Below are 26,599 nucleotides of genomic sequence, written 5' to 3'. Positions count from 1 at the left end.
GGCATCATTATCGATTGTATCGTCCCTACAATCCGTCGAATGCCCAGTCTGGAGGCAAGGATGGCCAGTACCAACAAACGCCCCCCCATGATCAGCCCGGCTCTATTGGAGCGCATCGTCAACGCCTCGGATGACGGCATCGTGGTGGCCGAACAGGAAGGCGACGAGAATATTCTCATCTACGCCAATGAAGGTTTCGAACGCCTGACGGGCTACAGCGTCGACGAGATCCTCTACCGCGACTGTCGCTTCCTCCAGAATGGCGATCGTGACCAGCCGGCCATCGACCGGGTTCGCACGGCCCTGCGCGAGGGCAAGTCCTGTCGGGAAGTGCTGCGCAATTATCGCAAGGACGGCAGTCCGTTCTGGAACGAGCTGTCGATCACGCCTGTTTACGACGACGAAGATCAGCTCACCTACTTCATCGGCGTTCAGAAGGATGTCACCAATCTCGCGGAGGCACTGCAGGAGCTAGAGACGCTCAGGGCCGAGCCAGATACGGCGTGACCGCACCACTCGACGCAACACTTATCGCCGCCTCTCGCGGCGATAGTTTTTTTTAACCAGGAAAGTCTTGTACCGATTGGCTTTCGACGATATATAGCCCGAAGCGTCACTGAGATGCGATTTCACGGGAGGGCCAAAATATGAGCCGTGAGGAATATATCGACGATCAGGATTTTTCCGAAGCCATCAACGACGAGCAGTTCGAACGTCCTCGCAGCAGTAAAGCCGACACATTGCGCGCGCGACGACAGGTCGAGGCGCTGCTGGAAGAGCGCCGCCTGAAACGTGCCATCGAAGACGACTGGTACGACGAATACGGCGACGAGGAGGAGTAGACGGTCTCCGACCCGGTGTCATCCGACGGGCGCTTCGGCGCCCGTTCGCATTGTCGGCATGACTGGTTTACCCTTCTTCATCCAGGCCGCGCCCGGCCGACGGGCGCTCCAGCGCTGACTCGCTGTTTCTATCCACCGCGACACATAACCGGATTTCCATGGCGCAATACGTTTACACCATGAACCGGGTGGGCAAGGTCGTCCCCCCGAAGCGCGAGATCCTCAAAGACATCTCGCTATCCTTCTTCCCCGGCGCCAAGATCGGCGTACTCGGCCTCAACGGCTCGGGGAAATCGACGCTGCTGCGCATCATGGCCGGCGTCGACACCGAACACAACGGCGAAGCGCGCCCGATGCCAGGGCTCAATATCGGTTACCTGCCACAGGAGCCGGCGCTGGACGACGACAAGAACGTCCGCGAGATCGTTGAAGAGGCGCTTGGCGAAGTCAAGAAAGCCCAGGAGCAGCTCGAAGCGGTCTATGCCGCCTATGCCGAGCCGGACGCCGACTTCGACGCCCTGGCCGCCGAGCAGGCCCGGCTGGAGAATATCATCGAGGCAGCCGACGCCCACAATATCGAGCGCAAGCTGGAAGTGGCCGCCGAAGCGCTGCGCCTTCCGCCGTGGGAGGCGAGCGTCGCCAACCTCTCCGGAGGCGAGCGCCGCCGCGTGGCACTGTGCCGCCTGCTGTTGTCCAGCCCCGACATGCTGCTGCTCGACGAACCGACCAACCACCTCGACGCCGAATCGGTGGCCTGGCTCGAGCGCTTCCTCCACGACTACCCCGGCACGGTCGTCGCGATCACTCACGATCGTTACTTTCTCGACAACGTCGCCGGCTGGATCCTGGAGCTCGACCGCGGCCACGGCATCCCCTTCGAAGGCAACTACTCCCAGTGGCTCGAGTCCAAGGAGAAACGGCTCGAGCAGGAAGCCAAGCAGGAGGCCGGGCGCCAGCGCGCGATCAAGCAGGAGCTGGAGTGGGTCCGCCAGAATGCCAAGGGCCGCCAGGCCAAGAGCAAGGCGCGTCTCAACCGCTTCGAGGAGCTGCAGTCCGGGGATTACCAGAAGCGTAACGAGACCAACGAGATCTACATTCCGCCGGGACCGCGTCTCGGCGACAAGGTCATCGAGTTCCACGACGTCAGCAAGCGCTTCGACGAGAAGATGCTGTTCGACAACCTCTCCTTTCAGGTACCGACCGGGGCCATCGTCGGCATCGTCGGCGGTAACGGGGCCGGCAAGTCGACGCTGTTCAAGCTGATCGCCGGCACGGAACAGCCCGATGGCGGCGAAGTCGTGCTCGGCGATACCGTCGATGTCGCCTATGTCGAACAGCTACGCGATCACTTCGACAATACCCAGACGGTGTGGGAAGCGGTCTCCGATGGCCAGGACATCCTCAACATCAATGGCTACGAGGTCTCCTCCCGCGCCTATGTCGGCCGCTTCAACTTCAAGGGCACCGACCAGCAGAAGCGCTTGAGCGATCTCTCGGGTGGCGAACGAGGCCGCCTTCAGTTGGCGCAGACGCTCAAGCAGGCGGCCAACGTCCTGCTGCTGGATGAGCCGTCCAACGACCTCGACATCGAAACCTTGCGGGCCCTGGAAGAAGCCTTGCTGGCCTTCCCTGGCTGCGCGCTGGTCATCTCACACGACCGCTGGTTCCTCGACCGCATCGCGACGCATATCCTGGCGTACGAGGGCGATTCAAAGGTGGTCTTCTTCGAGGGGAACTACACCGACTATGAAGCGGATTACCACAAGCGAGTGGGCAATGACACGCCGAAGCGAATGAAATACAAGCGCATCGACGCCTGAATGACAAACCGCTTCACGCTGCCGACCCAATATGCAAATACCCCGCCATCCAGGCGGGGTATTTGTTGGTGACGATGACGCTCGTCCGTGGCGCGTCTCAGCGCCCTCTTCCCCGGATCAGCGAAACGACGAAGAGAATCAGGAAAATCACGAACAACACTTTGGCGATCGTCGCGGCGGCACCGGCAATACCCCCGAACCCCAAGACTCCGGCGATGATGGCGACGATAAGAAAAATCACGGCGTAGCTAAGCATGGCAACTCTTCCTGTGCTGGCCTGTTGGACTTGCCGATCCGGCTTTCTCGCCTTTTCGGCAAACCGCCCTCTCGTTCCATGAGGACAGTCTAAGCCTTGTCGCTCGCCGCACTTTCGTCAAGTTCCGCGTGCAATAACCCGTTCAATAGAATGAACTATCACCCGGCGGGCGCGTCTTGAACCGTCGATGCAGCCAGAGATACTGCTCTGGATGACGACGAATCGCCTGTTCGATGAAGGCGTTGACCTGTGCCGCATCGGCCACATCGTCTCCACTGGGGAAGTCTTTCAGGGGCGGCAGGTATTCCAGCGTGTAGGTACGGTTGTCCGGATTGCGATGAAACATCAGCGGCATTACCGGCGCGCCGGTCATTCGGGCGATCTTGGCGGTCAGCTTGATCGAGGCGGCGGGGACGCCGAAGAAAGGCGCGAACACGCTCGCCTCGCGGCCAAAATCCTGATCCGGCGAATACCAGACCGCGTGACCCGACTTGATCCTCCGGACCACGCCACGAAGATCGTGGCGATCGATGGCCGCACCGAAGATTCCGCGCCGCGCACGCGTCATGAAGTCCTCGAAAACCGGGTTGTCATGGGGCCGGTAAACCACGTCGGCGGGGAAGAACAGCGAGTGCAGCGCACCACCGAGATCGAGCGTGGAGAAGTGAATCCCGATGATCAGCGCGCCCTTTCCCTGCGCCATGGCACGCTCCATGTGCTCGGTACCGCGAAAGGTCACGCGATGGCGCAGGTGTTCGGGGTCACGGCACCAGCCGGTCGCCGTCTCGAGAATGCCGATCCCGTTGGCGACGAAGGTCTTCCTGACCAGCTCCGCGCGTTGTCGATCGTCGAGCTCAGGGAAACACAGAGCCAGATTGGTGTCGGTGATATGGCGACGCCGCTTGGCGAGCTTCCAGCTCAGCAACCCGATGCCGCGACCCAGCGCCAGCTTGAGGCGCCAGGGCAGCAGCGCGCCCGCCCGCATCAACCCGATGCCGAGCCAGGCACCCCAGTAACGAGGATGGGCGTGGTTGGCAGGATAGACTTTCTTTGGCATGTCCCTTCCGATTCTTTGTAGATGCCGGCCAGTGTAGCGAAAAGGTGTGGCGTCAGGGCGCCAGATACCGCCGCGGCACGCGCGGCAGCACGCCGGTGAGCAGGGTGTAGCCGATGGTGTCGCAGTGCCTGGCAACCTCGTCGACACCGAGACCCTGGCCCCACAACACCACTTCGCTACCCACCCCGGCGTCGGGCAGATGGCTGATGTCCACTGTCAGCATATCCATGGAAACACGCCCGACCAGCGGACAGCGCTGTCCATCGACCAGCACGGGCGTGCCATCGGCAGCATGCCGGTCATAGCCGTCGCCATAACCGGCGGCGACGACGCCGATCCGCGCCGGCCGAGAGGTGCACCACCGACCGCCATACCCCACCGGCTCTCCCTCCGGCAATGTCTGGACGGCGATCAGGCGCGATCGCAGCGTCATCACCGGCCGCAGCGTCAGGCCGCCCGGCAACGGGCCCTCGAGCGGGTTGCTGCCGTAGAGCATGATACCGGGCCGGTTCCATTGACCATGCGTACTGGGCTTGGCCAGCGTCGCGGGTGAGTTGGCAATGCACAGCGGTGCTGCCAACTGCTGGCGCACGGATTCGATCGTCTGCCGCTGACGCTCGAACTGGGACGGATCGTCCTGGTCGGCACTGGCGAAATGGCTGATCAGATGGAGGTTCTGGATACGATCGCAGGCGGCCTGCAGTTTGGCCCAGCGATCGAGAAATGCGGCCGGGTCGAAACCGAGCCGGTGCATCCCCGAATCGAGCTTCAGCCACACGGTCAGTGGCCGGGCAGGAGAGTAGTTCAACACGGCATTCAGTTGCCAGTCGCTATGCACCACCTGCCAGAGTCCCAGCGCCTCGACACGTGCCAGTTCGTCGGCGTCGAAGATACCTTCCAGCAGCAGTATCGGCTGCACGATGCCGCTCTCACGCAGACCCTCGGCTTCTTCCAGTGACGCCACGGCAAACGCCGGCGCCACTGTCGCCAGCGCCTTGGCGCAGGCCACGGCTCCATGGCCATAGGCATTGGCCTTGATCACCGCCATGGCCTGGCTGTGAGGCGCAAGCTCGCGGGCGACGGCGTAGTTGTGGCACAACGCACCGAGATCGATGTCGGCGATGAGGGGCCGGGCCATGACGATTCCTTCGGGACAAGCAGACGAAAACCGGCGCCTGACACCGGCTGAGTCTCGCCATTTTACCGCGTTCGGGAACGCGCGCAGCAGCAAACTGCTTCGGATAGCGACCTCCGGAACGGCGACGCCGCTGCCGTGGCAGCGGCGTCGAACCCGGATTTCCTGACGGCGAGAGTATCAGGGCATGGATGGCGGCGTGGGGCGCTTGCCGATATCGTCGACCGCCGACATGTCGCCATCGTCGACCGATGTCAGCGACACGGGTTTGCTGTCACTCAGCCAGCGGTTGGTGCCGCGAATCACCTCGAGACTGAGCACACCGGCCTGCTGCCTCAGTTGGAGCAGATCTGTGACGTAGGTATAGCGGGCATCGGCATAGTCGGAGATCGATTCGTAAAGAGACTGCTCCGCATCCAGCACGTCGACGATGTTGCGCGTCCCGACCTCGTAGCCGGCGCGGGTCGCTTCCAGCGCGCTGCGACTGGAGACGATGGCCTCGCGTTGCGCATCGACCGACTCGACGTCGTTACTCACCTGAGTGAACAGCGAGCGAACCTGCTGCGTCGTGAAGCGACGCTGATCCTCGAAATCGTACTGCGTCGCTTCCAGGGAGTAGGTGTTCTGCCGCACCGAGGCACTGGTGGAACCGCCGGTATAGATCGGGAGATTGGCCTGCACGCCGACCTGGACATCCTCGTTGTGGCCCCGCAGCTCATCGCGATCGTTATTCGAGTAGGAGTAGTCCGCGAAGGCATCCAGTGTCGGCAGATGGCCGGACCGGGCGATATCGACGCCGGACTCGGCCAAATCGACCGCGGCCTGGGCGTACTGGATGGAGGGGCTGCTCAACAGGGCCATGTCGACCCAATCGTCGCGATTGGCCGGCGCAGGCGGTTGAATGGGCAATTCGTCGTCCAGGCTGGCGATACTGGCGTACTGCTGCCCGGTCAGGCGCTCCAGCGTCTCGAAACTCACCTGCAGGTCGTTCTTGGCGGCGATGCGCTGGGCTCGGGCCGAATCGAAGGCGGCCTTGGCTTCATTGACATCGGTAATCGCCACCAGGCCAACGTTGAACTGCTCATTGGCTTGTTCGAGCTGACGACCGATCGCCTTCTCCTGGGCTTGGCGCGCGTCCAGGACTTCCTTGGCGCGCAGAATCTCGAAATACGCCTCGGAGACGTCATACAGCAACTGCTGTTGATCGATCTCCAACTGCAGCGCCTGCTGGCCAACCTGCTTCTTGCTCTGCTGGTATTCGTACCAGTTGGTGGCGTCGAACAGCGCCTGCGTCACGTTCACGCCCAGGCTGGTGCCGTTGTAGTCTTCGGAGGAGCTCGTGCCACTCCCTACCGCGCCGCCCTGGCTACCACTGGCGCCGGCATAGCTCTGGCTTTCCAGCGAATTGTAGCGATAGACGCTACCGGTGGCGCTGATCTGGGGCAGCAGATCGCCCCGCTCCACATCCTGCCCGGCTTCGGTGCTCTTGAACGTCGAGCGTGACGAGTTCAATGTCGCCGAATGCTCCAGCGCGTCCTGCGTGATGGTCAACAGATCCGCCGCGTGGGCCGCGGGAGCGAACGCTGCCACGACCAGCAGCGAAATGGCATGTCGCAGGGGGGAGCGCGACGGCAACGAAATGAGAGGCGACATCGGGACATTTCCTATCGTTGGGCACTGAAGACGACACCAAGCCGACCACGCGAGTCCATGCCGGCGTGCACCAGCCGGAACCACTCTCGGCATCGCCCAGCTACCCAAATCATGGCTGTTTTCTGGCGGACTCGAGACGCCGAGAGGTGTCGACGTCATCCGGAACCATACAACAAACGACCGAGGCGCCAGCACTCTGCTGACGCCCCGGCTCGAGGTTTACATACAATGCCGCATGTATGCGACCGGATCAATAGCCCGATCGGCGTTCACGACCATTTCCGCTTGGAATGCACCGCGGCGGTCGCCTCACTCGAAAATCGAGTCCATCGACAACCCCTGCTTTTCCAGCATCCGGCGCAGCTTCTTGAGCGCCTCGACCTGAATCTGGCGCACACGCTCTCGCGTCAGTCCGATCTCCTCGCCGACCTCCTCGAGCGTGGCGGCTTCGTGACCCCGCAGGCCAAAGCGTCTCAGCACGACTTCCCGCTGCTTGTCACTCAACTCGACCAGCCACTCGTCGACGTGCTGCTTGACGTCGTCATCGACCAGATTGGACTCCGGGCCGACCTCGTTCTCGTCGGCCAGCGTATCGATCAGTGGCTTGTCGCTCTCGGCGCCCATGGGGTAGTCGACCGAGGAGACGCGCTCGTTGAGCCCCAACATGCGCTTGACGGTGCTGACCGGCTTGTCGAGAAACTCGGCGATCTCCTCGGCCGTGGCCTCGTGATCGAGCTTCTGAGTCAATTCGCGGGCGGCCCGCAGATAGATATTGAGCTCCTTGACCACATGAATCGGCAGACGAATCGTGCGCGTCTGGTTCATCAAGGCCCGCTCGATGGTCTGGCGAATCCACCAGGTGGCGTAGGTCGAGAAGCGAAAACCGCGCTCAGGATCGAACTTCTCCACGGCGCGAATCAGTCCCAGGTTGCCCTCCTCGATCAGATCGAGAAGCGACAACCCACGGTTCAGGTAACGTCGGGCAATCTTGACCACCAGACGCAGGTTGGACTCGATCATGCGCTGGCGCCCGGCCGGGTCCCCTTTCTGGGCGAGACGGCCGTAATGCACTTCTTCCTGCGGGGTCAGCAGCGGCGAAAAGCCGATCTCGTTGAGATAGATCTGTGTCGCATCGAGGCTGTGGTGGTAGGAGTTCTCTTCACGGTTCAACGCCTTCTCGAAGGCATCTTCATCATCCTTGCGACCCGTGTTCTCGCTATCGACCTCCGCGGTATCGACATCGTCGAGCTCAACATCCTGAATTTCCCGTTCAAGCATGCTCATGTCCACTACCCCCAATCTTGGCTTCCTGAGTACCTCGCCACGACGACAGCGCGCCATGGCGACCGCGTATTCCTTGCAGTCTTGTTAACTTCCCTGACGAAGAGGCCATGGTCCCGCTATCGGAGACCCTCTCCGGAGCCAGCGGCGCCCCGACATCCACTCTACAGAGCTACGTCGAGCGTGGCTGTTCGGATGCGTCGTGAATAACGGTTTCGGGTTGGTCTCTCCACAGCAACCCAGGCCAGGCGCGGAAACGAACGACGAGTCGAGTTTCCGCACCGCAGTCTGGAGGCGCCAATGCAGGATCAGCGCGCGGGCAGATATTTGAGTGGGTCTTGAGGTTGTCCGTTCACGCGAACCTCGAAATGTAGCTGGACCTGGTCAGCATCCGTCTGCCCCATGGTAGCTATCGTCTCTCCGGCCTCAACGACATCGTTCTCTTTTACCTTCAACGAGTCGTTGTGTGCGTAAGCGCTCAAGAAGCGATCATTGTGCTTGAGGATGATGAGATTGCCATATCCCCGCACGCCGTCGCCGGCATACACCACAATCCCTGGTCCGGCTGCTTTGACAGGTTGCCCCTTTTGTCCGGCAATATCAATGCCGGGAGTGATGTTCGAATCGTCATCGAACTTGCCCACCAGCCGCCCATTTGCCGGCCACTGCCAAGGCACGTTCTCGACCGGCTTGTAAGTCCTGTCGGAACGATCCGGGGCGCCGCTCGGCTCGCCGGCGACTTCCGTACCGGCGTCCGCGCCAGTGGCCGTTTTCGTGCTACCACCACCAAGTGAAGCAGAAGAAGATGACGATCCGGTGTCACTCTTCCCGGAGGTGGAGGCAACGCCCCCTGCCGTGCCCGCCGCCTGACCGCCGGCACTGGTATCACGACCTCCCGCGCTGGCAGCTGAGCCGCCCTGGGGCGCGTTCGCGGATGAAGTGTCGTTGCGAGCGCCATCGGCGGCGCCACTCTGGGCGTAGACGGGCCCGGGGGACGAGCCGCCGCTCGCCGCCTGTCCGCTGCCCTGCCCGGCGACCTGCCCCCCAGCGGCACTGCCGCTACCACCGTCGGACGGCAGCAGCCAGGAGGGATTATCGTCGCTGGAAGCGCTCTGGGCCCCGTTGCCGTTTGCGGCACCTAGCCCGGTTGCCGTTACTCCGCCCCGGCCGGAACCGCTGCTGGCAATGGCTTGCCCACCGGCGACACTCGCCCCCGACTGCAACCTCAGTTGCTGACCCGGCTCCAGGCGGTAGGGAGGGGAGATGCCGTTGAGTTGAGCCAGGTCGCGGAAGTCGACACGATTCTGCCAGGCGATTCCGTAGATGGTGTCGCCGCTCTTCACCGTATAGGTCGAGGGTGTCTCGCTGTTACGACTGATGGAGAGGTCCTGGACCTGTGGCCGTCCGCTCGAGGTGGTGCAGGCACTCAAGCCGACGGCGACGAGCGGTACGAGCCCCAGTAACAGTGCAGTGCGACGCTTACTCATGAGATGAAGTCCTTTTTCGGAACGAGAAATCCGGAGGTGATGACGACACGCGTCAGGTCGTGACCTCTCTGCGCTCTCCCAGGCAGATTACCACTCCGATACCGAGGAGGATCAATGCCGCTGCCAACAACCACTGGGACGGCTGCCCGGTGACGGCGGCGTAGTCCGCCGGAGCCAGGTAATGGTAGGCAAGGGCCACCTGCTGTCCGTCGGCGGCCATGCGATAGCTGGCGATCTGCCGCCAGGGCCATAACTGCGGCAACGAGCCCAGGATGAAACCGACGATCGTCATCAGCGTCATGGCATGGTGGTGACGCAACAACCAGGACAATAGACGGGAGAAGGTGAACAAGCCGAGCAGGCAACCAGCACCGAAGATCGCGATGAGCCCGAGGTCGAAGCTCTTGATGCCGTTCATCACGGTGCCGTAGAGCCCCATTACCAGCAGCAGGAAGCTGCCCGACACGCCGGGCAGCAGCATGGCGCTGATGGCGATCGCGCCGGCCACGAACAGCGTCGCATCGCCAGCCTGGCTCATGTCGGGCAGCAGACGCGGCAGGAACGCGGCCAGCACGAGACCCAGCATCACCGGGAGCAGATAGCGCCAGCGCCAATGGCCGACCTGACGCATCACCACCCAGGCCGACGCCAGCACCAATCCGAAGAAGAAAGCATTGAGCAACAGTTGATGATGGGCCATCAGCCAGGTCACCAGGTGCGCGATCGTCACCAGACTGGCACCGATGCCCAGCACCAGTGGAATCAGAAAACGCAGATTGAGATAGGAGACCAGGCCGGCAAGGCCCTGCTCGCGCCAGACACCGAAGGCCCCCGGACCGAAACGCCTGATGGTCTCGATCAGCTCCTCGTAGATCCCCACGATCAGCGCGATGGTCCCGCCGGAAACACCCGGAACGGCATCCGCGGCGCCCATCCCCATCCCCTTCAATACGATTTTCGCGATGCGTTTCAACGAATGACTCCCTCAAGCAATGGTACGAAACGCACCTCTTCGAGACGCTGATGATCGAATGCCAGGCCACGCCGACGCACCCGGGTCAGCCACTGCCGCCCCTCCGCGTCCGCCAGCGGCGCGATCAGGATGCCGCCGTCGCGCAACTGGGACAGCAACGCCTGCGGCAGCTCGCTGGCGCAGGCCGTCAACAGGATGACGTCGAACGGCGCCGCCTGCGGCCACCCCATGCCGCCGTCGGCATGGCGCAGATTGACGTTATGCGCGCCGAGCCGCGTCAGCCGCTGGCGGGCGCGGGCCTGTAACGCGGCGATACGCTCGACGCTCCAGACGCTCTTGACCAGGCGCGATAGAATCAAGGTCTGATAACCGGACCCCGTGCCGATCTCCAGCACGCGCTGCGGCTCGGCCAGCGCCACCAGTTCACTCATCCGGGCGACGACCCAGGGCTGGGACAGGGTCTGCCCCAGTCCCAGCGGCAGCGACGTATCCTCATAGGCACGATGCGCCAGCGCCTCGTCGAGAAACAGGTGGCGGGGTTCCGCCGCCATCACCTCCAGTACCCCCGAGTGGCGGATCCCGCCGATCGACAACCGTTCGACCATGCGATTGCGAGTTCGTTGCGATGTCATGCCGACACCGCTGAGTTCCTCAGGCGTGTGACAATCCATCAAGCCAGCCCTGTACATCGTTCAGCGTCTCGTGACGGGTTAGATCGGTCTGCAGTGGCGTGATCGAGACGAAACCCGCCTCGATGGCCGCGAAGTCGGTATCCGGGCCATCGTCGGCGTTTTCGGAGACCGCGGCGATCCAGTAGCGATCGCGCCCACGTGGATCCTTGATGTGAATCGGCTGGGAGGCCGGGCCCCGGTATCCCAGCCGAGTCACGCGGAATCCCCGGACTTCGCTCCAAGGCAGGTCCGGCACGTTGACGTTGAGCAGGCTGCGCGGCGGCAGCGAGAGGTTCCCCGCCGCACCGACGAGACTGGCCGCCACCCGGCCGGCGGTCTCGAAATGGCGCTGCCCGCAGAGCGAGATCGCGATGGCGGCCATCCCCAGGTTGCGCCCCTCCATGGCGGCGGCAACGGTTCCGGAATAGAGCACATCGTCGCCCAGGTTGCCGCCATGATTGATCCCGGAGATCACCAGGTCGGGCTTCTCGTCCCACACCCCGTTGACGCCGAGATAGACGCAGTCCGCGGGCGTGCCGTCGACGCTATAGAACCCGGAGTCCATTGCGGTCAACGCCAGCGGCCGTGTCAGCGTCAGCGAATTGCTGGCACCGCTCATGTCACGATCGGGCGCCACGACCCGCAGTCGCGAGTGCCCCTCGAGAGCCAGCGCCAGCGCTTTCAGCCCCGGGGCGTGCACCCCATCGTCGTTGGATAGCAATAGTCTGCGCATCTCTTCTCCTTCCTCCTCGAGCGTCGGGCCGGTGGGGTCAGACCAGGGTCGGATGCCGGAACAGCTCCCTGAGCACCGACGTGGCGAAGGCACCTCGTGGCAGCGAGAACGAGAGCCAGGCGGCGTCGCCATCCGTCTGCCACTCGGGCTCCTTGAGCCGCAGCCGTAGCGGTCGCCGCTCATGGTTCACCCCCGCCTGCACCAGCCCCTCGGCCAGGTCGGGGCAGCCGGCGGCGATGCGGCTTTCCCGCTCGGCCACCTCGCCCAGGCTCTCCAGCCGCCCCCGTCCCCAGAGTGGGCCCGTCGGGTGCAGATCGCCAGCTTCCGCCCTCGCGAGCAGCGCGTCGTCGATCTCCGTCGCAGCGAAGCGACTCGCGGTGCCTTCCAGGTTGAGGACGTCGCCGGGCTGAGGCACGCACCAGGTACCATCGGCGACCCGCGCCGACAGTACACTGTTGAAAAGATAGCTCCGGGCCGTGGAAAGCAGTAGCCCGTGCGGGTCCTGCCGCTTGCGCCAGCCTCGGGCCAGCAGTTGCCGGGCGCGAAAAAGATTACGCCCCTCCGGGCCGAAGCGCTGGGGGCCGAAATAGTTGGGTACGCCTAGCTGTACCAGCCGGTCCCAGCGCTCGCGGGTAGCCGACGACACACTGGCCTCTCCGCCGATCCTCAACCGGAAGCGGTTGGCCCGGTGCACGCCGCGCTTCAGCTTGCGCGGGTGCCGGACTGCCTGGAGGCAGGTGACACCTCGCTCGACGAGCCCTGCCTCCCAGTCCGGCGGCGGTTCGCGTCCCGGTAGCGCCAGCGAGAACCACTGCCGCGTCACCGCGTCGCGATCCTTGAGACCGCTGAACCCGACGTCCCGCACCGGAATGTCGACGGCCCGGGCAAGCAGTCGGGCAAGGTCCGGCGTCGTCATGCCGCGCTTTTCCAACCACAACCACCAGTGCTCGCCCTGCCCCTCCGGAATGAAATCGAGCACCTCCTCGACCTGGAACTCTTCCGGGCTCTGGCGGTAGTCGCCAGCCGTCGCGGGCGCTCCCGCCAGGTAGTGCCAGGCTGGCGGCCAAGCGATCGATGACGACACCGGGTCACTCATTTGGCGTCCGCGACCAGCAGCACCACCGCTTCCGCCGCAATTCCCTCACCGCGCCCGGTGAAGCCGAGACGTTCGGTGGTCGTCGCCTTGACGTTGACCGCCCCCAGCTCGATTTCCACCTCGGCTGCGATCGCTTCGCGCATACGCGGAATCCATTCGGCCATTCGCGGTGCCTGGGCCATCAGCGTGGCGTCGAGATTGCCGACTCGGTAGCCGGCCTCACGAACCAGCCCGACGACGTGCCTCAGCAGCGCCCGGCTGTCGGCGCCCTTCCAGGCCGGATCGGTATCCGGGAAGTGACGTCCGATGTCGCCCAACGCGCAAGCACCCAGCAACGCATCGCTGATCGCGTGCAGCAGCACGTCGCCATCCGAGTGGGCGACGAAACCGTGATCGAAGGGCACGCGAACGCCGCCGATCATCAGATGATCACCGTCGCCGAAACGGTGGACATCGAAGCCGTGGCCGATTCTGAAACTCATGCTTCGACTCCCTGGTCGAGTGCGTCCGCCGAGGTCTCGGCCTGCAGCGCCAGAATTCGCGCGGCCATGGCCAGATCCTCGGGATGCGTGATCTTGAGATTGTCGCGGCTGCCGGTAACGAGCCGCGGTGCCAGGCCCAGCGCCTCGATCGCGGAGGCTTCGTCGGTCACCTTGACCCCGGTCGCCCGGGCAGCGTCCAGCGCCTGGCGCAGCAGATCGAAGCGAAAGACCTGCGGCGTCAACGCATGCCACAAGCCATCACGGGGCTCGGTGTGACTGATACGGCCCCACGCATCGGCGCGCTTCATGGTATCGGCCGCCGGTGTGGCCAGCAGCGCCCCGATCGCCTCGTCCTCGAGCGCCCCCTGCAGGGCACGTAGATCCTCGATTCGTACGCAGGGCCGCGCCGCATCGTGCACCATGACCCAGTCGTCGTCGGCGGCTTCCTCGGCCAGGGTGGTCAGCGCGCGCGCGACCGTGTCGGCGCGTTCGTCGCCGCCACCGACACGCAGCCAGCGGTCGAACGGCACGTCCTCGGCGTCGAAGTACTCGTCATCGGGATCCAAACAGAGGCGCAGCACGGCCTCGGGAAAGGCCTGATGCAGGCGTTCCAGCGTTCGCGCCAGCACGCTTCTCCCCTGCAGGGTAAGGTACTGCTTGGGACGGTCGGCCTGCATACGCTGGCCGCGGCCGGCGGCGGGCACGATCAACCATAGCGTCATGGCTGCACGACCCCCGTGCTGGCGGCGGGGCCGTTACCGGGGCTGTCGACACCGGGCACCCAGAAAAATTGCTCGTCCTGACGAACCATGCCGATGTCGCTGCGGGCGCGCTCCTCGATGGCATCGAGGCCGTTCTTGAGGTCGACGACTTCGGCGGCAAGGCGATCATTGCGCGCCTTGAGCGTATCGGTGGTCCCTTCCAGCGTATCGGCGCGAGCCTGGATATCATTGAACTCCCGAATGCCGCCCTCGCCGAACCACAGCCGGTACTGCATCAGCCCCAGCATGACAACCAATACCACAATGACCCATTTCCACATCGCCAAGGTTTCCGATCGGCACGATTCATTTCGGACGGTACGTTCCCAAGCTCTGTCTGAAAAATCGGCGAGCGATGGCCAGACAAGGCAAAAATTGACGAAAAAGCGGAGTTTACGAGGTGTAAATGAGCATTTTGAGTCAATTTTTAACGCCGTATGGGCGAGCGCAGGCATTTTTCAGACAGAGCGTAACAGGCCGCCCCCCGGAGATCAGGGGCGCGGCTGACCACTGTCGGAGCGCAGGGCATTATGCCATCATCGCCGCACGCGGCCCACCGTCACGGCACAAACCGGATTAGACAACCCTCATGTACAAGCTGGCGTTCTTCGTTCCCGAGTCCCACCTGGAAAGCGTTAAGTCGGCGGTGTCCGCCAGCGGCGCCGGGAGAATCGGCGATTACGAGGCGTGCTGTTTCCAGGTCCGGGGCGAGGGCCAGTTTCGTCCGCTGGAAGGCGCCACTCCCCACATCGGGAAGACGGGCGCGCTGGAAACGGTCGAGGAGTATCGGGTCGAACTGGTCTGCGAGGATCATCGCATCCGCGCGGCGGTCGCCGCGCTGGTCGAGTCACACCCCTACGAGGAGCCCGCCTACGACGTGTGGCCCCTGAGTTCGTTGGCCTCGCTGCCCGAGGCCTGAGCGCAGGCGCTAGGCGGAACCGAAGTAACGCTCCCGCTCCTCCCGGCCGATCTGGCTGAGATGCAGTTCGAAGGTACCTCGTCGCCGATCGTCGAAGAAGTGGCGCAGCGTGCGCTCGATGGTCGGGAAAGCGAGTTCGTCCCAGGGGATCTGCGTCTCCTCGAACAGTTCGACTTCAAGACTCTCCGGCCCGGCCGCGAAATCGCCATCGAGATCGCCCAGAAAAATCATGTAGACCTGATTGATGTGCGGCAGGCTGATCAGCGTATACAGTGTCGGCTCGGCGACGATGGCGCAGGCCTCCTCGCGGGTCTCACGCAACGCTGCCTGCTCCACGGTTTCGGCGTTCTCCATGAAACCCGCCGGCAGCGTCCAGAACCCCTTGCGCGGCGAAATGGCCCGGCGACACAGCAGGATGCGCTCACCGGCCACCGGCAGCGTGCCGGCCACGATGCGCGGATTCTGGTAATGGACGGTGCCGCAGGCATCGCACAGGAATCGCGGGCGATCGTCGCCTTCGGGAATCGCAAAACGCACGGTGTGACCGCAGTGGCTACAGTAGTTCATAGCGCCTCGAATTCGGAGGGCCTCGAGCGGGGGAAGCCCCGAACGACGGGCCTCGCGGGAACGCCAGACAGCGCCGACCGGCGCGCCTGCCAACAGGGAGTCGAAAGCGCATGTTAGAGAAACTCCGCGAGCGCCTGCAAGCACATCGCCCAAGTCGCTTAAGCGGTGTTCATCCCCAGGCAGCGGTCCTGCTGCCGATTGTCGCCCGAGCCGAGCCCACGTTGCTGTTCACGCAGCGCACCGCCCACCTCTCCCAGCATGCCGGCCAGGTCGCCTTTCCGGGGGGCAAGCGAGAACCCGAGGACAGCGACCTGCTCACCACCGCTCTGCGGGAAACCCGGGAGGAGATTGCGCTCGCGCCGGAGCGGGTCGAGATCATCGGTCGGCTCAGCGACGTCTTCTCGCTCTACGGACTACGCGTGACGCCCTTCGTCGGCGTGATCGCGCCTGACCTGCCGCTGGTGGCAGAACCGGGCGAGATCGACGCGATCTTCGAGGTGCCGCTACGCCATTTCCTCGACGACTGTCGCAGCCACACCGATGTAATCCCGGTCGACGATCAGCCCTGGTACGTTCCCAGCTACCCGTTCGAGGGCCGCACGATCTGGGGGCTGTCCGCCATGATGCTGGTCGAGCTGCTGGCCGTCGGCTTCGAATGCGACATCGCCCTGGACCGCAAGCCCGCCCAGGGCGAATTGCGCTATCACCCCCAGCGCCGTCGCTCCGCTGCCGCGCGCCCCGATCGTTCGAGCTAGGGCCTGTGCACGCTATCCACGCGCCGCGACGGAGCCGGTTTTTTCGTGGGGCCAGACGCGAGTTGGAGGTTCGGGTGCTGCCGTGCGCTTGGCTCGTAACAACGCCTCGCGAAGTATACTGTGAACAGGCCCTAGCTTGCCGAGTGAGTCTTCCATGACACCCAACGACGCCCACGACGCCTTCTGGGACAACGCCCAGCTGGTCACCTTGATCGACGGCCTGGTGGAGCGCGGCTGGTATGTCGGTGAAGGGTTTCTCGCCCCGGGCCTGTGCCAGGGCCTGCGGGATGACATGGAGCGACTGCACCAGCGCCAGGCACTCCAGGAGGCGGCCATCGGCCGCGGTGACGAGCGCACGCTGCGACGCGACATCCGAGGCGACGCGATCCACTGGCTGGATCGGGAGAGCCTGGCCCAGCGTCGCTACCTGACGCTGATGAGCGAACTTCAGCAACAGATCAACGTCGCTCTTTACGCCGGACTGTTCGAGTTCGAGGCCCATTTCGCCCTCTACCCGCCGGGAGCGTTCTACCGCAAGCATTACGACAGCTTTCGGGGCCGAGCCAACCGAGTCATCTCCACGGTGTTGTACCTCAACCCGGAGTGGCCGGCGGACGGTGGCGGCGAGATGGTGCTCTACGATGCGCAGGAGACCGATCGAGAAGCGGCCCGCGTTCAGCCGCAAGCGGGCACTTTCGCCTGTTTTCTATCCGACCGGATTCCCCACGAAGTGCTCCCGACCCGGCAGCCCCGGCTCAGTATCGCCGGCTGGTTTCGCCGCAACGCGTCGCTGGGCGGCGTGATCGACCCGGCGCGCTAGGCGCCCGGCAATCCGGTATCCAGGCCCGACGCCGAGTGGCCTACCGCTCGCTCGCCGAGGCGGTGGTAACCTGATCGTTGTGGCCATCGGCTGTCATGACATCGTCCGGCAACGCCGTCTCCACATCAGGTACCACCTGCGACAGATCTTCCTGGTGCTCGTGCTCGATCGCTCCCTGCACCAGTTCGTCGGTCACGCTGAGTTCGGCACCCACCACCGACTGTTGGGGATTCGAGGTGAACGGTGCCACCGGGACCGGCGCCGGGCGCCGGCTCCGGCGCCAGACGAAGAAGATCACCAGCGCCACACCCAGGCCGGCCAGCGCCACGAACAGCCCGACATTGCCGACATGAATCATCAGTGGCGTGATCAGTGGCGGGCTGAGGGTGGCGCCCAGGGCGTTGATCAGCAGCAGCCCCTGACTCATCCGCACCAGCGCACCGGCCGGGGCGCGGTCGGCCGCGTGGCTCACCGCCACCGGATAGATCGCGAATACGCCGCCGCCCACCAGGAACAGCGTCGCCGCGAGCAATCCCGGCAGGTTGGGCAGCAGGATCACGCCGCCACACAGCACCGCCAGCACCACGCCGATCATGATCAGCACGATCTGACGGTCGTGTCGGTCCGACCAGCGCCCGATGGGATACTGCAGCAGCATCCCGCCAAGAATCACGATCGCCATCATCTCGCCGATCTGCTGCACCTCGAAACCACTGCGCTGGAGATAGAGCGGCAGCAGACTATAGATGGCCGACACCGCCAGACCGGAACCGAAGCAGCCCATTACCCCGGTCGGCGTTACCGTGATCAACCGCCACGGCGACAGCGGCTCGGCGTGCTCGATGAGCGGAGAGACCCGCGGGATCATGCCCAGTGGCAGCACCGACAGCGACGCCAGCATGGCGATGACCATGAACGGCTGGCTGGCACCGGCGCGGTCCGCCACGCCCAGCAGCAACTGCCCGATGACACCGGCGCCGTAGAGCGCGATCATGTAGAGCGCCAGCAGACGGCCGCGTACGCGGGTATCCGCCGCGGTCAGCAACCAGCTCTCGATGACCAGGTAGACGCCCAGTGTCGCCCACCCGCCGATCAGGCGCAGCGTGAACCACAGCGGCGCGTTGAGCCACAGCCCCTGCAGCAGCACGGTGACAGCCACCAGCGACGCAAAGCAGGCGTAGGCACGAATGTGGCCGATCCGCAGCAATAGCCGATCGTTGAACAGCGCGCCGATCGCCAGCCCGATGTAGTAGGCGGCCGAGACCCAGCCGATGGTAGTGACCGACTCTCCCGCCGCGTCCAGACGCAGGGTGATCAGCGACGCCAGAAAGCCGTTGCCGATGCCCAGGATGAAAAGGCCGAGCAGGGGTGCCAGCGCCATGGAGAGTAACTGCCGAGACATAAAACCTTGGACCTCGAGCCTGAAATTCAGATCGGCCGGCAGCGGGAGGAAGCGATCGCGACAGCCGGAAGCGAGCGCACTATACGCCCGGCCCTGCGCCAAAAGAAGTCGAAAAAGCGGCTGAAAAAGGGCTATCGCGCCGCTTTGGGGCAACGCCTGCCTTCGTCATTACCTGGCGTTATCCAAAATGGCCGTTTGACGATACGAACCGGTATCGAAGTCGCGCCTGTCGCGACCGGGCGATGGGCTGTCAGCGGCTTTTTGGCAGGAAACGGCGTATGCTGAGCCATTAGCACGCTAACCCGCCTCCCCTGCCTCGCGCCCAGGACACCATGCCCGCAGACATCGCCGACAATCCCGTTTATCGTCAGCCTGGTTTCGTCCCCTTTCTTGCCTCGCGCCTCTGCGCGGTCTTTGCCATGCAGATCCAGGCGATCGTGGTGGCATGGCAGGTCTACGATATTACCCACGACCCGCTGACACTGGGCTATGTGGGCCTGGCCCAGTTCCTGCCGATGATCGTTCTGCTGCTGCCAGCCGGTGACGTGGTCGACCGCTTCGATCGCAAGCGGATCCTGCAACTCAGCTGGGCCGCCCAGGCGCTGTGCAGCGTGTTGCTGATCCTGCTCTCGCTTCACCAGCCCGACTCGGCAGCGCCTTTCTACGCGGTGCTGGTACTGTTCGGTGCCGCCCGAGCCTTCACCGGGCCGACGCTGCAGAGCCTGTTGCCGCAGATCGTGCCGCGTGACCAGTTGGGCAAGGCGATTGCCGTCAACTCATCGATCATGAAGATAGGCGTCATCGGCGGCCCCATGCTCGGCGGTCTGCTCTACGCCTTCGGCCCGACGCTCACCTACGGCGTCAACCTCGGCTGCTTCGTCATTGCCCAACTGGCGCTGGCCGGCGTGCCGGTGCGTTACGCGTTCGAGCGCGTCCAGACCGACGATACCGCCTGGCAGCGCTTCACCGCCGGGATCCATTACATCCGCAACAAGCCGGTCATCCTGGGTGTCATCTCGCTGGACCTGTTCGCCGTGCTGTTCGGAGGAATCGTCGCACTGCTGCCGGTCTACGCCCACGAAATCCTTCACGTCGGCCCGGAGGGCCTCGGCGCACTGCGCAGCTCGATTGCCATCGGCGCGTTCCTGATGGGGCTCTATCTCGGCGTCAGGGCGATCAAGCGACACGCCGGGCTGATCATGTTTGCCGCGGTGGCGGTATTCGGCATCGCCAATCTCGTGTTCGCGCTCTCGCACTGGTTCTGGCTCTCGTTCGGCGCCCTGCTGATCGCCGGTGCCGCCGACATGATCAGCGTCTACGTGCGTCTGACGCTGCTGCAGCTCGCCACGCCAGACGAGATGCGCGGCCGAGTCAACGCCGTCAACATGCTGTTCATCGGTGCCTCCAACGAACTCGGCGAGTTCGAGTCTGGTGTCACCGCTTCCTGGTTCGGCACCGTGCCGGCAGCGGTCATCGGCTCGGTAGGAACGCTGGCGATCGTCGGGCTGTGGATGTGGCGCTTTCCGGTATTGCGACGCACCGACCGCCTCGATGATGTCGAGGAGGAGCCGGTGGCGCCGTCGTCCGTGGCGTCCGCGGGCAAGTCTTCATAGTGTGCGGGAGAAGCTGGCGAGCGTCACTCCGTTCCCCGGCTCTCGTACTCGCACAACTTGGCCAGCCGCGCTGCCACCGGTGTCAGCGGCACCCCGCGGCGCTTGATCATGTGAAAGGTCGCCAGCGGCAGTGAATCGTCCAGGGTCAGCTCCATCAGTTCGCCCATGCCGTGCTGAGCGGTCATCTGCGCAGCAAAGGCCCCGACCATCTCGCTGTGCTGGATCAGGTTGAGCGAGGTGGTGAAGGAGTCGCATACCACGCTGACCTGATCGCGCGAGAAGCCATGACGTTCCAGGGTGTCGGCAAGATCGGCGTAATAGCCGCTGCGCGCCGTCGGTAGCACCCAGTCGCAGTCGATCAACTCCTTCAACCGGCGGGCGCCGGCCTTGGGGTGATCCCGTCTCAGAACCACGACGAAAGGCGTCGAAAACAGCGGCAGTGCCTCGAGATCGCTATCGAGCACGCCGCTGGAGAGCGTATTGATCGAGAAATCCAGCTCGCCATCGCGCAGTCCCGCCACCATCGACGACAACTGTCCCTCGATCACCCGCAACCTGACATTGGGCAGTTCCCGCCGGAAGCGCCCGACCACTTGAGGCAGCAGCGTGCGTGCCACCGTGGCCGACGCCCCCATCACGATCTGCCCACGCAGCACCCCGTTCAACTGCTCCACGTTTTCCCGCGCCCGGCGCAGCTCTTCGATAATCAGATGGGCGTGTTGATCGAAGGCCCGTCCGGAGTCGGTCAGCGTCACGCCCCGGGAAGTGCGCACCAGCAGCGCCGCGCCCAGCCCCTCCTCCAATTCCCGAATGGCCTTGGTCAGGCCCGGCTGGGACAGCCCCAGCTCACGTGCCGCCGCCCGGATGCTGCCGCGACGGGAGACTTCGACGAAGGCCCGAATCTGATGAAGTTTGATCGGATAATGCACAGGGACGCTCCTGCTCACGCGATTACCGCAGGTTATCACCAAAAAGTAATCGACATCTTTTGCCGATCCCGAGCCGGCACTACTGTGTTTCGAGGTCGATGAGAACGACCCGCCCTGATGCCGGACGCCTTAGGTCCTGTTCACCCTGTCCACGCGACTCGCGGCGCCTAGGATGAGCAGACCCAAACACAATCGACCGTCGGCTCGGGCAAGGCAGAGACAAAAGCGCGATACAACATACGATCGGTCCATCCGGTCGACAACAACCGACTCAGGAGTCCCTCATGACAGCGACCGCGTCTCGCGACGCCGCTCGTCCGCGGCTATCCATCCGACTGCTGAACGCCATCGAGCGTTTCGGCAACCGGCTTCCCGATCCCTTCATGATCTTCGTCCTGCTGGCTGCCGCCGTGCTGGTGGCATCGGTGCTGTTCGCCGTCGCCGGTGCCACCGTCGAGCATCCCGGCAGTGGCGAGGTAGAGGCGATTCGTAGCCTGGTCTCGGCAGCGGGAATCCAGTTCATTCTCGACTCGATGCTCGATAACTTCACCGGTTTCGCGCCGCTCGGCCTGGTGCTGTCGATGATGCTGGGGATCGGTCTGGCCGAGAAGCTGGGGCTATTAGAGACCCTGGTACGCCACACCATTCTGTCGGCACCCAAGCGACTGGTGACCTACACCGTCGCCTTCACCGGAATCATGATGAACGTCGCTTCCGACGCCTCGCTGATCCTGCTGCCGCCATTGGCGGCGATGGTCTACCACTCGCTGGGACGTCACCCGATCGCCGGCCTGGCGCTCGGTTTCGCCAGCGCCGGCGCGGGGTTCACCGCCAACCTGTTGATCGTCGGTACCGACGCGCTGCTCTCGGGCATCTCCACCGAGGCGGCCCGCATCGTCAGCCCCGACATGACGGTGACCCCGGTGGACAACTGGTATTTCAACTGCGTCTCCGTCTTCGTACTCACCGTCGTGGCCGCCGTCGTCACCGAGCGGGTCATCGAGCCGCGCCTCGGCAGCTACCGGGGCGACGTCGAGCAGGTCGAGAGCAGCGAACCGCCGAACGCCCGCCGGGGCCTTCGCAACGCCGGCATTGCCGCGCTGGTTTACGTCGCCGCCATCGCCACGCTGCTGTTCTGGCCGAACTCGCCGCTGCGCGGCCCGGACGGTAGCCTGATTCCGTCGCCGTTTCTCAGCGGCATCATCCCGATCATCCTGTTCTTCTTCATCACCGTCAGCGTGACCTGGGGCATCACCGTGGGTCGCATCAAGCGCTCGCGCGACGTGTCCGAAAACATGGCCGAGGCGATGCGCGACCTGGGCAGCTATATCGTGCTGATCTTCGCCGCCTCGCAGTTCATCGCCTGGTTCAACTGGACGCATATCGGTACCTGGATCGCGGTCAACGGCGCCAACCTGCTGACCGCGATGGACTTCACCGGGTTCCCGGTCATCCTCTGCTACATCGTCTTCACCGCCTGCATGAACCTGCTGATCTTCAGCGGCTCGGCGAAGTGGGCACTGGAAGCCCCGGTGTTCGTGCCAATGTTCATGCAGCTCGGCTACCACCCGGCCTTCGTCCAGGTCGCCTATCGCATCGCCGACTCCTCGACCAACATCATCTCGCCGCTCAACCCCTACATGATCGTGGTGCTCACCTTCATCCGGAAATACGACAAAAACGCCGGCCTCGGCACGCTGATGTCGCTGATGCTGCCCTACACCCTGGCATTTCTGGGAATCTGGATCCTGTTGCTGACGGCGTTCTACCTGCTGGGAATTCCCTACGGTCCGGGTATCACCACCTACTTGCCGTCCTGACGCCGAGGGACGGAGCGGGAGACACGACATGAAGACATCCAACAGGCGGAGAACGACACCATGAGTACCGTTACCGAATTCGAACTGGCCCCGGCGATCGAAGCGCTGAGACCGCAGTTGAAGGCGTGGCGACGGGATTTCCACCATCACGCCGAGTCCGGCTGGGTCGAGTTCCGGACCGCCTCGATCGTTGCCGAGGAGCTCGAACGGCTGGGCTACGACGTCAGTGTCGGCCGCGAGGTGATCGACGCCGACAGCCGCATGGGCGTGCCCGAGCCCGAAGTGCTGGCCCAGGCGCTGGAGCGCGCCCGCGACCAGGGCGCCGTGGCGCGCTGGCTGCCCACGCTTGCCGGCGGCTATACCGGCGTGGTCGCCAATCTGGAGACCGGTCGACCGGGGCCGGTACTCGCCTATCGCGTCGACCTCGATGCGCTCGATCTCGAGGAGTCCCGGGCCGACGACCATCGTCCCGCCCGCGAGGGGTTCGCCTCCCGCAACGCCGGCATGATGCATGCCTGCGGCCACGATGGTCATACCACCATCGGGCTGGGGCTGGCGCGGCTGTTCATCGAACTCAAGGCGCAGTTGAGCGGCCGGATCAAGCTGATCTTCCAGCCGGCAGAAGAAGGCGTACGTGGCGCGAGATCGATGGTCGAAGCCGGCGTGCTCGATGACGTGGATATCTTCATCGCCATCCATATCGGCACCGGGGTGCCCAAGGGAACGGTCGTCTGCGGTCATAACGGTTATCTCGCCACCACCAAGCTCGATGTCACCTTCACCGGCGTGCCGGCCCACGCCGGGGCCAATCCGGAAGCCGGCAACAACGCCCTGCTGGCTGCCGCCCAGGCCGCCCTGGGACTGCACGCGATCCCCCGTCACAGCGCCGGCGCCTCGCGCATCAACGTCGGCGTGCTCAGCGCCGGCAGCGGTCGCAACGTGGTGCCGGGCACCGCCACGCTCAAGCTCGAGACCCGGGGCGAGACAAGCGAGATCGACGAGGAAATGCAACGCCGAGCGCTGGCCGTGCTGCGTGGCGCGGCGGCGATGCAGGACGTCGAGATGGCTTACCGCCTTGCCGGCGAAGCGCGCAACTGCGAACCGAGCCCGGCGCTGGTCGATTTCATCCACTCGCACATCGCCGGTCTTCCCGGGATCGATAGCGTGATCGCGACCGAAAATCGCCCTTACGGCTCCGAGGATGCCACCACCATGATGCAGCGCGTGCGGGAACGCGGCGGGCTGGCGACCTATATGGTGTTCGGCACCGAACTGGCCGCCGGCCACCATCATCAATGCTTCGATTTCGACGAGGACGTGCTGGCGGTGGCCATCCACACCCTGGCCCATCTGGCCCTGCAGGCAGACACCCCGGCGCTTCGCCGACACTCCGAGAAGAGCTGAAGAGAGGTAATTTCATGGACGCAATCGCGACCGACGCCACCACCCGGCAGCTCGACACCCTGATCGAGAACAAGCGCGATCGCTTCATCGATCACGCCAACCAGGTATGGGAACTGGCCGAGACCCGGTTCGAGGAAACCCGCTCTGCGGCAACGCTGAGTGCGGCGCTGGAAGCCGAGGGCTTTCGCGTCGAACGCGGCATCGCCGGCATCGAGACCGCCTTCGTCGCCAGCTACGGCGCCGGCAAACCGATCATCGCCCTGCTCGGCGAATACGATGCCCTGGCCGGGCTCAGCCAGCGCGGCGAAGCCAGCCGGGCCGAACCCCTGATCGACAACGGTAACGGTCATGGCTGCGGCCACAACCTGCTCGGTGTCGCCGCACTGGCCGGCGCGGTCGGCGTTCGTGACTATATGGCCGACAACGCGCTCTCCGGCACCGTGCGCTTCTACGGCTGCCCCGGCGAAGAGGGGGGCTCCGGCAAGACCTTCATGGTGCGCGAGGGCGTGTTCGACGATGTCGATGCCGCGCTCACCTGGCATCCACAGGCGTTCAACGCCATCTTCTCGACGCCGACGCTGGCCAATATCCAGGCCTACTTCCGATTCAAGGGCACCTCCGCCCACGCCGCCAACTCGCCGCATCTCGGGCGTAGCGCGCTGGACGCCGTGGAGCTGATGAACGTGGGCGCCAACTATCTGCGCGAGCACATCGTGCCGGACGCACGCCTGCACTACTCGATCACTCGCACCGGCGGCGCCTCTCCCAACGTCGTCCAGGCGGACGCCGAGGTGCTCTACCTGATGCGCGCCCGACGCATGAGCGATGTCCAGGCGATCTTCGAACGCATCCAGAAAATCGCCGAGGGCGCAGCGCTGATGACCGGCACCCAGGTCGAGATGACGTTCGACAAGGCCTGCTCGGGCTATCGCCCCAATCGCACCCTGGAGCGACTGATGCAGTCACGGTTCGAGGCGTTCGGCCCGCCGCGTCACGATCCCGAAGAGATCGCCTATGGGGAGCGCATCAAGGCAACGGTCAGCGACGACGACCTGCGCACCACCTACGCCAACATCGTCGCAACCGGGGGTGAGGCTGGCGAGGCTTACGTCGAGGGGCTCGCCGACAGGGCGCTGGTCGACGACCTCGCCCCCTACAGTGCCAGCGAGGCGCTCATGTACGGCTCCACCGATGTCGGCGACGTCAGTTGGGTCGTGCCGACCGCCCAGTGCTACGTCAACTGCTTTGCCCTGGGCACACCGCTGCACACCTGGCAGGTGGTCGCCCAGGGGCGCAGCTCGCTGGGCCACAAGGGCATGCTCCAGGCGGCCAAGGTGATGGCCGGCACCGCCGTCGCGCTCATGCAGGATCCGGCTACCCTGGCCGAGGCCCGGGCGGAGCTGGACAGGGCGACCCGACGCGAGCCCTACCGCTGCCCCATCCCGGACGACGTCGCTCCCTCGCCCCTGAAGGGATGACTGGAAACAACTCGGCCCGTGATGGCGAAGCAGTCCGAGGGCGCATGGCCGAACAACGCGCGCTCCCGAGGATCCCGTCCAAGCCCGACGCTGCCCTGGTTAAACTCAAGTCAGAGATCAAGCGCGACCGCTCGTGGTGAAGCGGTCCGCTTTTTCCTTCTCGGCCCCTGACGCAAGCGGCAACCTCAGGAACCGGCCCGCATCATCGTTATCGATCGGTCGTCAACGACCGTTTGCCGAGAGCGCTCTTCTATCTGCCCACATTCGCTGTACTGGGCTTTGTGATCGTCATCCAGCGTCGGCGCAAACGCAGGCAGGCAGCTACGGGCGATGCCCTGAGCGCGAATGACTATAAAAACATAAAAACCCGCCCTTCTTACTGAAAGCAAATATCCAGTCAATTTTAATTTAAAAACTATTTATACCTCACATATAAGAACCGACACCAAGATCATTGAAAGCATTGCCCTGACATCCAGGAGGAGCATCGAGCCCAAGCCCTAAATTTCAACACGTTTGTCATCAACTAAAACCCAAATATTTCCCAAAACATAAACAAAAACCATAAAGACCTGTTTCAATTGATAAAAGAACCAAAGACATCGCATATCAAGATGACGATAGAGCACCTAGACGACACTCACA

27 protein-coding genes are annotated in these 26,599 nt (G+C 64.0%); 11 read left to right on the top strand and 16 right to left on the bottom strand.

The features are described from left to right. Nucleotides 1-60: 60 nt before the first annotated feature. The 3 genes from DOM56_RS13190 to ettA all read left to right on the top strand — a co-directional run bounded on the left by DOM56_RS13190 (nt 61) and on the right by ettA (nt 2,662). Nucleotides 61-507 (top strand): PAS domain-containing protein, encoded by a 447-nt coding sequence (locus DOM56_RS13190; RefSeq protein ID WP_232822289.1) that lies wholly within the window; start codon nt 61-63, stop codon nt 505-507. A 140-nt stretch (nt 508-647) separates the two neighbouring features. After that, nucleotides 648-842 carry a hypothetical protein gene (locus tag DOM56_RS13185; RefSeq protein WP_110602970.1) on the top strand — a complete coding sequence of 65 codons (195 nt, stop codon included), beginning with the start codon at nt 648-650 and terminating at the stop codon, nt 840-842. 158 nt (nt 843-1,000) lie between these two features. Continuing rightward, on the top strand, nt 1,001-2,662 hold the full coding sequence (gene ettA, locus DOM56_RS13180; RefSeq protein ID WP_110709506.1) for an energy-dependent translational throttle protein EttA: 1,662 nt from the start codon (nt 1,001-1,003) through the stop codon (nt 2,660-2,662). A 97-nt stretch (nt 2,663-2,759) separates the two neighbouring features. Here the strand turns inward: ettA and DOM56_RS13175 are convergent, their stop codons facing one another. The 13 genes from DOM56_RS13175 to ftsB all read right to left on the bottom strand — a co-directional run bounded on the left by DOM56_RS13175 (nt 2,760) and on the right by ftsB (nt 14,528). Next, nucleotides 2,760-2,918 (bottom strand): DUF1328 domain-containing protein, encoded by a 159-nt coding sequence (locus tag DOM56_RS13175; protein WP_071231586.1) that lies wholly within the window; start codon nt 2,916-2,918, stop codon nt 2,760-2,762. Nucleotides 2,919-3,060: 142 nt separating this feature from the next. Beyond that, nucleotides 3,061-3,975, bottom strand: a complete 915-nt coding sequence (gene lpxL, locus DOM56_RS13170) for an LpxL/LpxP family Kdo(2)-lipid IV(A) lauroyl/palmitoleoyl acyltransferase (RefSeq protein WP_110602968.1) — start codon at nt 3,973-3,975, stop codon at nt 3,061-3,063. Nucleotides 3,976-4,027: 52 nt separating this feature from the next. After that, a complete protein-coding gene (gene alr, locus DOM56_RS13165) occupies nt 4,028-5,113 on the bottom strand; it encodes an alanine racemase (protein ID WP_110709504.1) in 1,086 nt (361 codons plus the stop codon). 177 nt (nt 5,114-5,290) lie between these two features. Next, nucleotides 5,291-6,763, bottom strand: a complete 1,473-nt coding sequence (locus DOM56_RS13160) for a TolC family outer membrane protein (protein ID WP_110709502.1) — start codon at nt 6,761-6,763, stop codon at nt 5,291-5,293. Nucleotides 6,764-7,072: 309 nt separating this feature from the next. Further along, complete coding sequence (gene rpoS, locus DOM56_RS13155) at nt 7,073-8,047, bottom strand: RNA polymerase sigma factor RpoS (protein ID WP_110709499.1); 975 nt, start codon at nt 8,045-8,047, stop codon at nt 7,073-7,075. 305 nt (nt 8,048-8,352) lie between these two features. Then, nucleotides 8,353-9,531: a peptidoglycan DD-metalloendopeptidase family protein gene (locus DOM56_RS13150; RefSeq protein ID WP_110709497.1), complete on the bottom strand. Its 1,179-nt coding sequence runs from the start codon at nt 9,529-9,531 to the stop codon at nt 8,353-8,355. Nucleotides 9,532-9,583: 52 nt separating this feature from the next. Beyond that, the gene (locus DOM56_RS13145) at nt 9,584-10,504 is read right to left on the bottom strand and encodes a DUF368 domain-containing protein (protein ID WP_232822288.1); all 921 of its coding nucleotides are present in this window, start codon (nt 10,502-10,504) and stop codon (nt 9,584-9,586) included. Next, nucleotides 10,501-11,136: a protein-L-isoaspartate(D-aspartate) O-methyltransferase gene (locus DOM56_RS13140; protein WP_232822287.1), complete on the bottom strand. Its 636-nt coding sequence runs from the start codon at nt 11,134-11,136 to the stop codon at nt 10,501-10,503. Before DOM56_RS13140 ends, DOM56_RS13145 begins: the two co-directional genes overlap by 4 nt. A 19-nt stretch (nt 11,137-11,155) precedes the next feature. Further along, nucleotides 11,156-11,908, bottom strand: coding sequence for a 5'/3'-nucleotidase SurE (gene surE / locus DOM56_RS13135; RefSeq protein WP_110709495.1), 753 nt, complete (start codon nt 11,906-11,908; stop codon nt 11,156-11,158). Between the two features lie 37 nt (nt 11,909-11,945). Then, nucleotides 11,946-13,004 carry a tRNA pseudouridine(13) synthase TruD gene (locus DOM56_RS13130; protein WP_110709493.1) on the bottom strand — a complete coding sequence of 353 codons (1,059 nt, stop codon included), beginning with the start codon at nt 13,002-13,004 and terminating at the stop codon, nt 11,946-11,948. After that, a complete protein-coding gene (gene ispF, locus DOM56_RS13125; protein WP_110709491.1) occupies nt 13,001-13,486 on the bottom strand; it encodes a 2-C-methyl-D-erythritol 2,4-cyclodiphosphate synthase in 486 nt (161 codons plus the stop codon). Before ispF ends, DOM56_RS13130 begins: the two co-directional genes overlap by 4 nt. Then, the gene (gene ispD / locus DOM56_RS13120) at nt 13,483-14,208 is read right to left on the bottom strand and encodes a 2-C-methyl-D-erythritol 4-phosphate cytidylyltransferase (RefSeq protein WP_110602953.1); all 726 of its coding nucleotides are present in this window, start codon (nt 14,206-14,208) and stop codon (nt 13,483-13,485) included. The genes ispF and ispD overlap by 4 nt, the downstream gene beginning before the upstream one ends. Continuing rightward, nucleotides 14,205-14,528 (bottom strand): cell division protein FtsB, encoded by a 324-nt coding sequence (gene ftsB / locus DOM56_RS13115; RefSeq protein ID WP_110602951.1) that lies wholly within the window; start codon nt 14,526-14,528, stop codon nt 14,205-14,207. The genes ispD and ftsB overlap by 4 nt, the downstream gene beginning before the upstream one ends. Before the next feature lie 308 nt (nt 14,529-14,836). Here ftsB and DOM56_RS13110 point away from each other — a divergent pair, with 308 nt between their 5' ends. Continuing rightward, a complete protein-coding gene (locus DOM56_RS13110; protein WP_110709489.1) occupies nt 14,837-15,166 on the top strand; it encodes an NGG1p interacting factor NIF3 in 330 nt (109 codons plus the stop codon). A 9-nt stretch (nt 15,167-15,175) separates the two neighbouring features. On the opposite strand, the gene DOM56_RS13105 is transcribed toward DOM56_RS13110, so the two are convergent. Then, entirely contained in the window at nt 15,176-15,733 is a 558-nt protein-coding gene (locus DOM56_RS13105) for an NUDIX hydrolase (RefSeq protein ID WP_110602947.1), read from the bottom strand. Between the two features lie 110 nt (nt 15,734-15,843). On the opposite strand from DOM56_RS13105, the gene DOM56_RS13100 reads away from it, so the two are divergent. Beyond that, on the top strand, nt 15,844-16,488 hold the full coding sequence (locus tag DOM56_RS13100) for a CoA pyrophosphatase (protein WP_110709487.1): 645 nt from the start codon (nt 15,844-15,846) through the stop codon (nt 16,486-16,488). Nucleotides 16,489-16,642: 154 nt separating this feature from the next. Then, nucleotides 16,643-17,308, top strand: coding sequence for a 2OG-Fe(II) oxygenase (locus DOM56_RS13095; RefSeq protein WP_110709485.1), 666 nt, complete (start codon nt 16,643-16,645; stop codon nt 17,306-17,308). 40 nt (nt 17,309-17,348) lie between these two features. On the opposite strand, the gene DOM56_RS13090 is transcribed toward DOM56_RS13095, so the two are convergent. After that, nucleotides 17,349-18,710, bottom strand: a complete 1,362-nt coding sequence (locus DOM56_RS13090) for an MFS transporter (protein WP_110709743.1) — start codon at nt 18,708-18,710, stop codon at nt 17,349-17,351. Between the two features lie 6 nt (nt 18,711-18,716). On the opposite strand from DOM56_RS13090, the gene DOM56_RS19715 reads away from it, so the two are divergent. Together DOM56_RS19715 and DOM56_RS13085 are read left to right on the top strand one after the other, a co-directional pair. After that, nucleotides 18,717-18,995 (top strand): hypothetical protein, encoded by a 279-nt coding sequence (locus DOM56_RS19715; RefSeq protein WP_157958238.1) that lies wholly within the window; start codon nt 18,717-18,719, stop codon nt 18,993-18,995. A 47-nt stretch (nt 18,996-19,042) separates the two neighbouring features. After that, nucleotides 19,043-20,323, top strand: coding sequence for an MFS transporter (locus tag DOM56_RS13085; protein WP_110709482.1), 1,281 nt, complete (start codon nt 19,043-19,045; stop codon nt 20,321-20,323). A gap of 23 nt (nt 20,324-20,346) precedes the next feature. On the opposite strand, the gene DOM56_RS13080 is transcribed toward DOM56_RS13085, so the two are convergent. After that, nucleotides 20,347-21,252, bottom strand: coding sequence for a LysR substrate-binding domain-containing protein (locus tag DOM56_RS13080; protein WP_198655779.1), 906 nt, complete (start codon nt 21,250-21,252; stop codon nt 20,347-20,349). Between the two features lie 284 nt (nt 21,253-21,536). On the opposite strand from DOM56_RS13080, the gene DOM56_RS13075 reads away from it, so the two are divergent. From DOM56_RS13075 to DOM56_RS13065, 3 genes are read left to right on the top strand one after another with little or no spacing between them, the layout of a single operon-like run. After that, complete coding sequence (locus tag DOM56_RS13075; RefSeq protein WP_110709477.1) at nt 21,537-23,072, top strand: AbgT family transporter; 1,536 nt, start codon at nt 21,537-21,539, stop codon at nt 23,070-23,072. Nucleotides 23,073-23,132: 60 nt separating this feature from the next. Beyond that, entirely contained in the window at nt 23,133-24,476 is a 1,344-nt protein-coding gene (locus tag DOM56_RS13070; protein WP_110709475.1) for an amidohydrolase, read from the top strand. Nucleotides 24,477-24,490: 14 nt separating this feature from the next. Further along, nucleotides 24,491-25,954, top strand: coding sequence for a M20 family metallopeptidase (locus DOM56_RS13065; protein WP_110709473.1), 1,464 nt, complete (start codon nt 24,491-24,493; stop codon nt 25,952-25,954). Nucleotides 25,955-26,599: the final 645 nt, after the last annotated feature.

The sequence above is a fragment of the Salinicola sp. CR57 genome, assembly GCF_003206585.1.
In the GTDB taxonomy this organism is placed as follows: domain Bacteria; phylum Pseudomonadota; class Gammaproteobacteria; order Pseudomonadales; family Halomonadaceae; genus Salinicola; species Salinicola lusitanus.
Note: the sequence above shows the minus strand (reverse complement) of the source record. Positions and strands in the feature narration are given on the sequence as shown.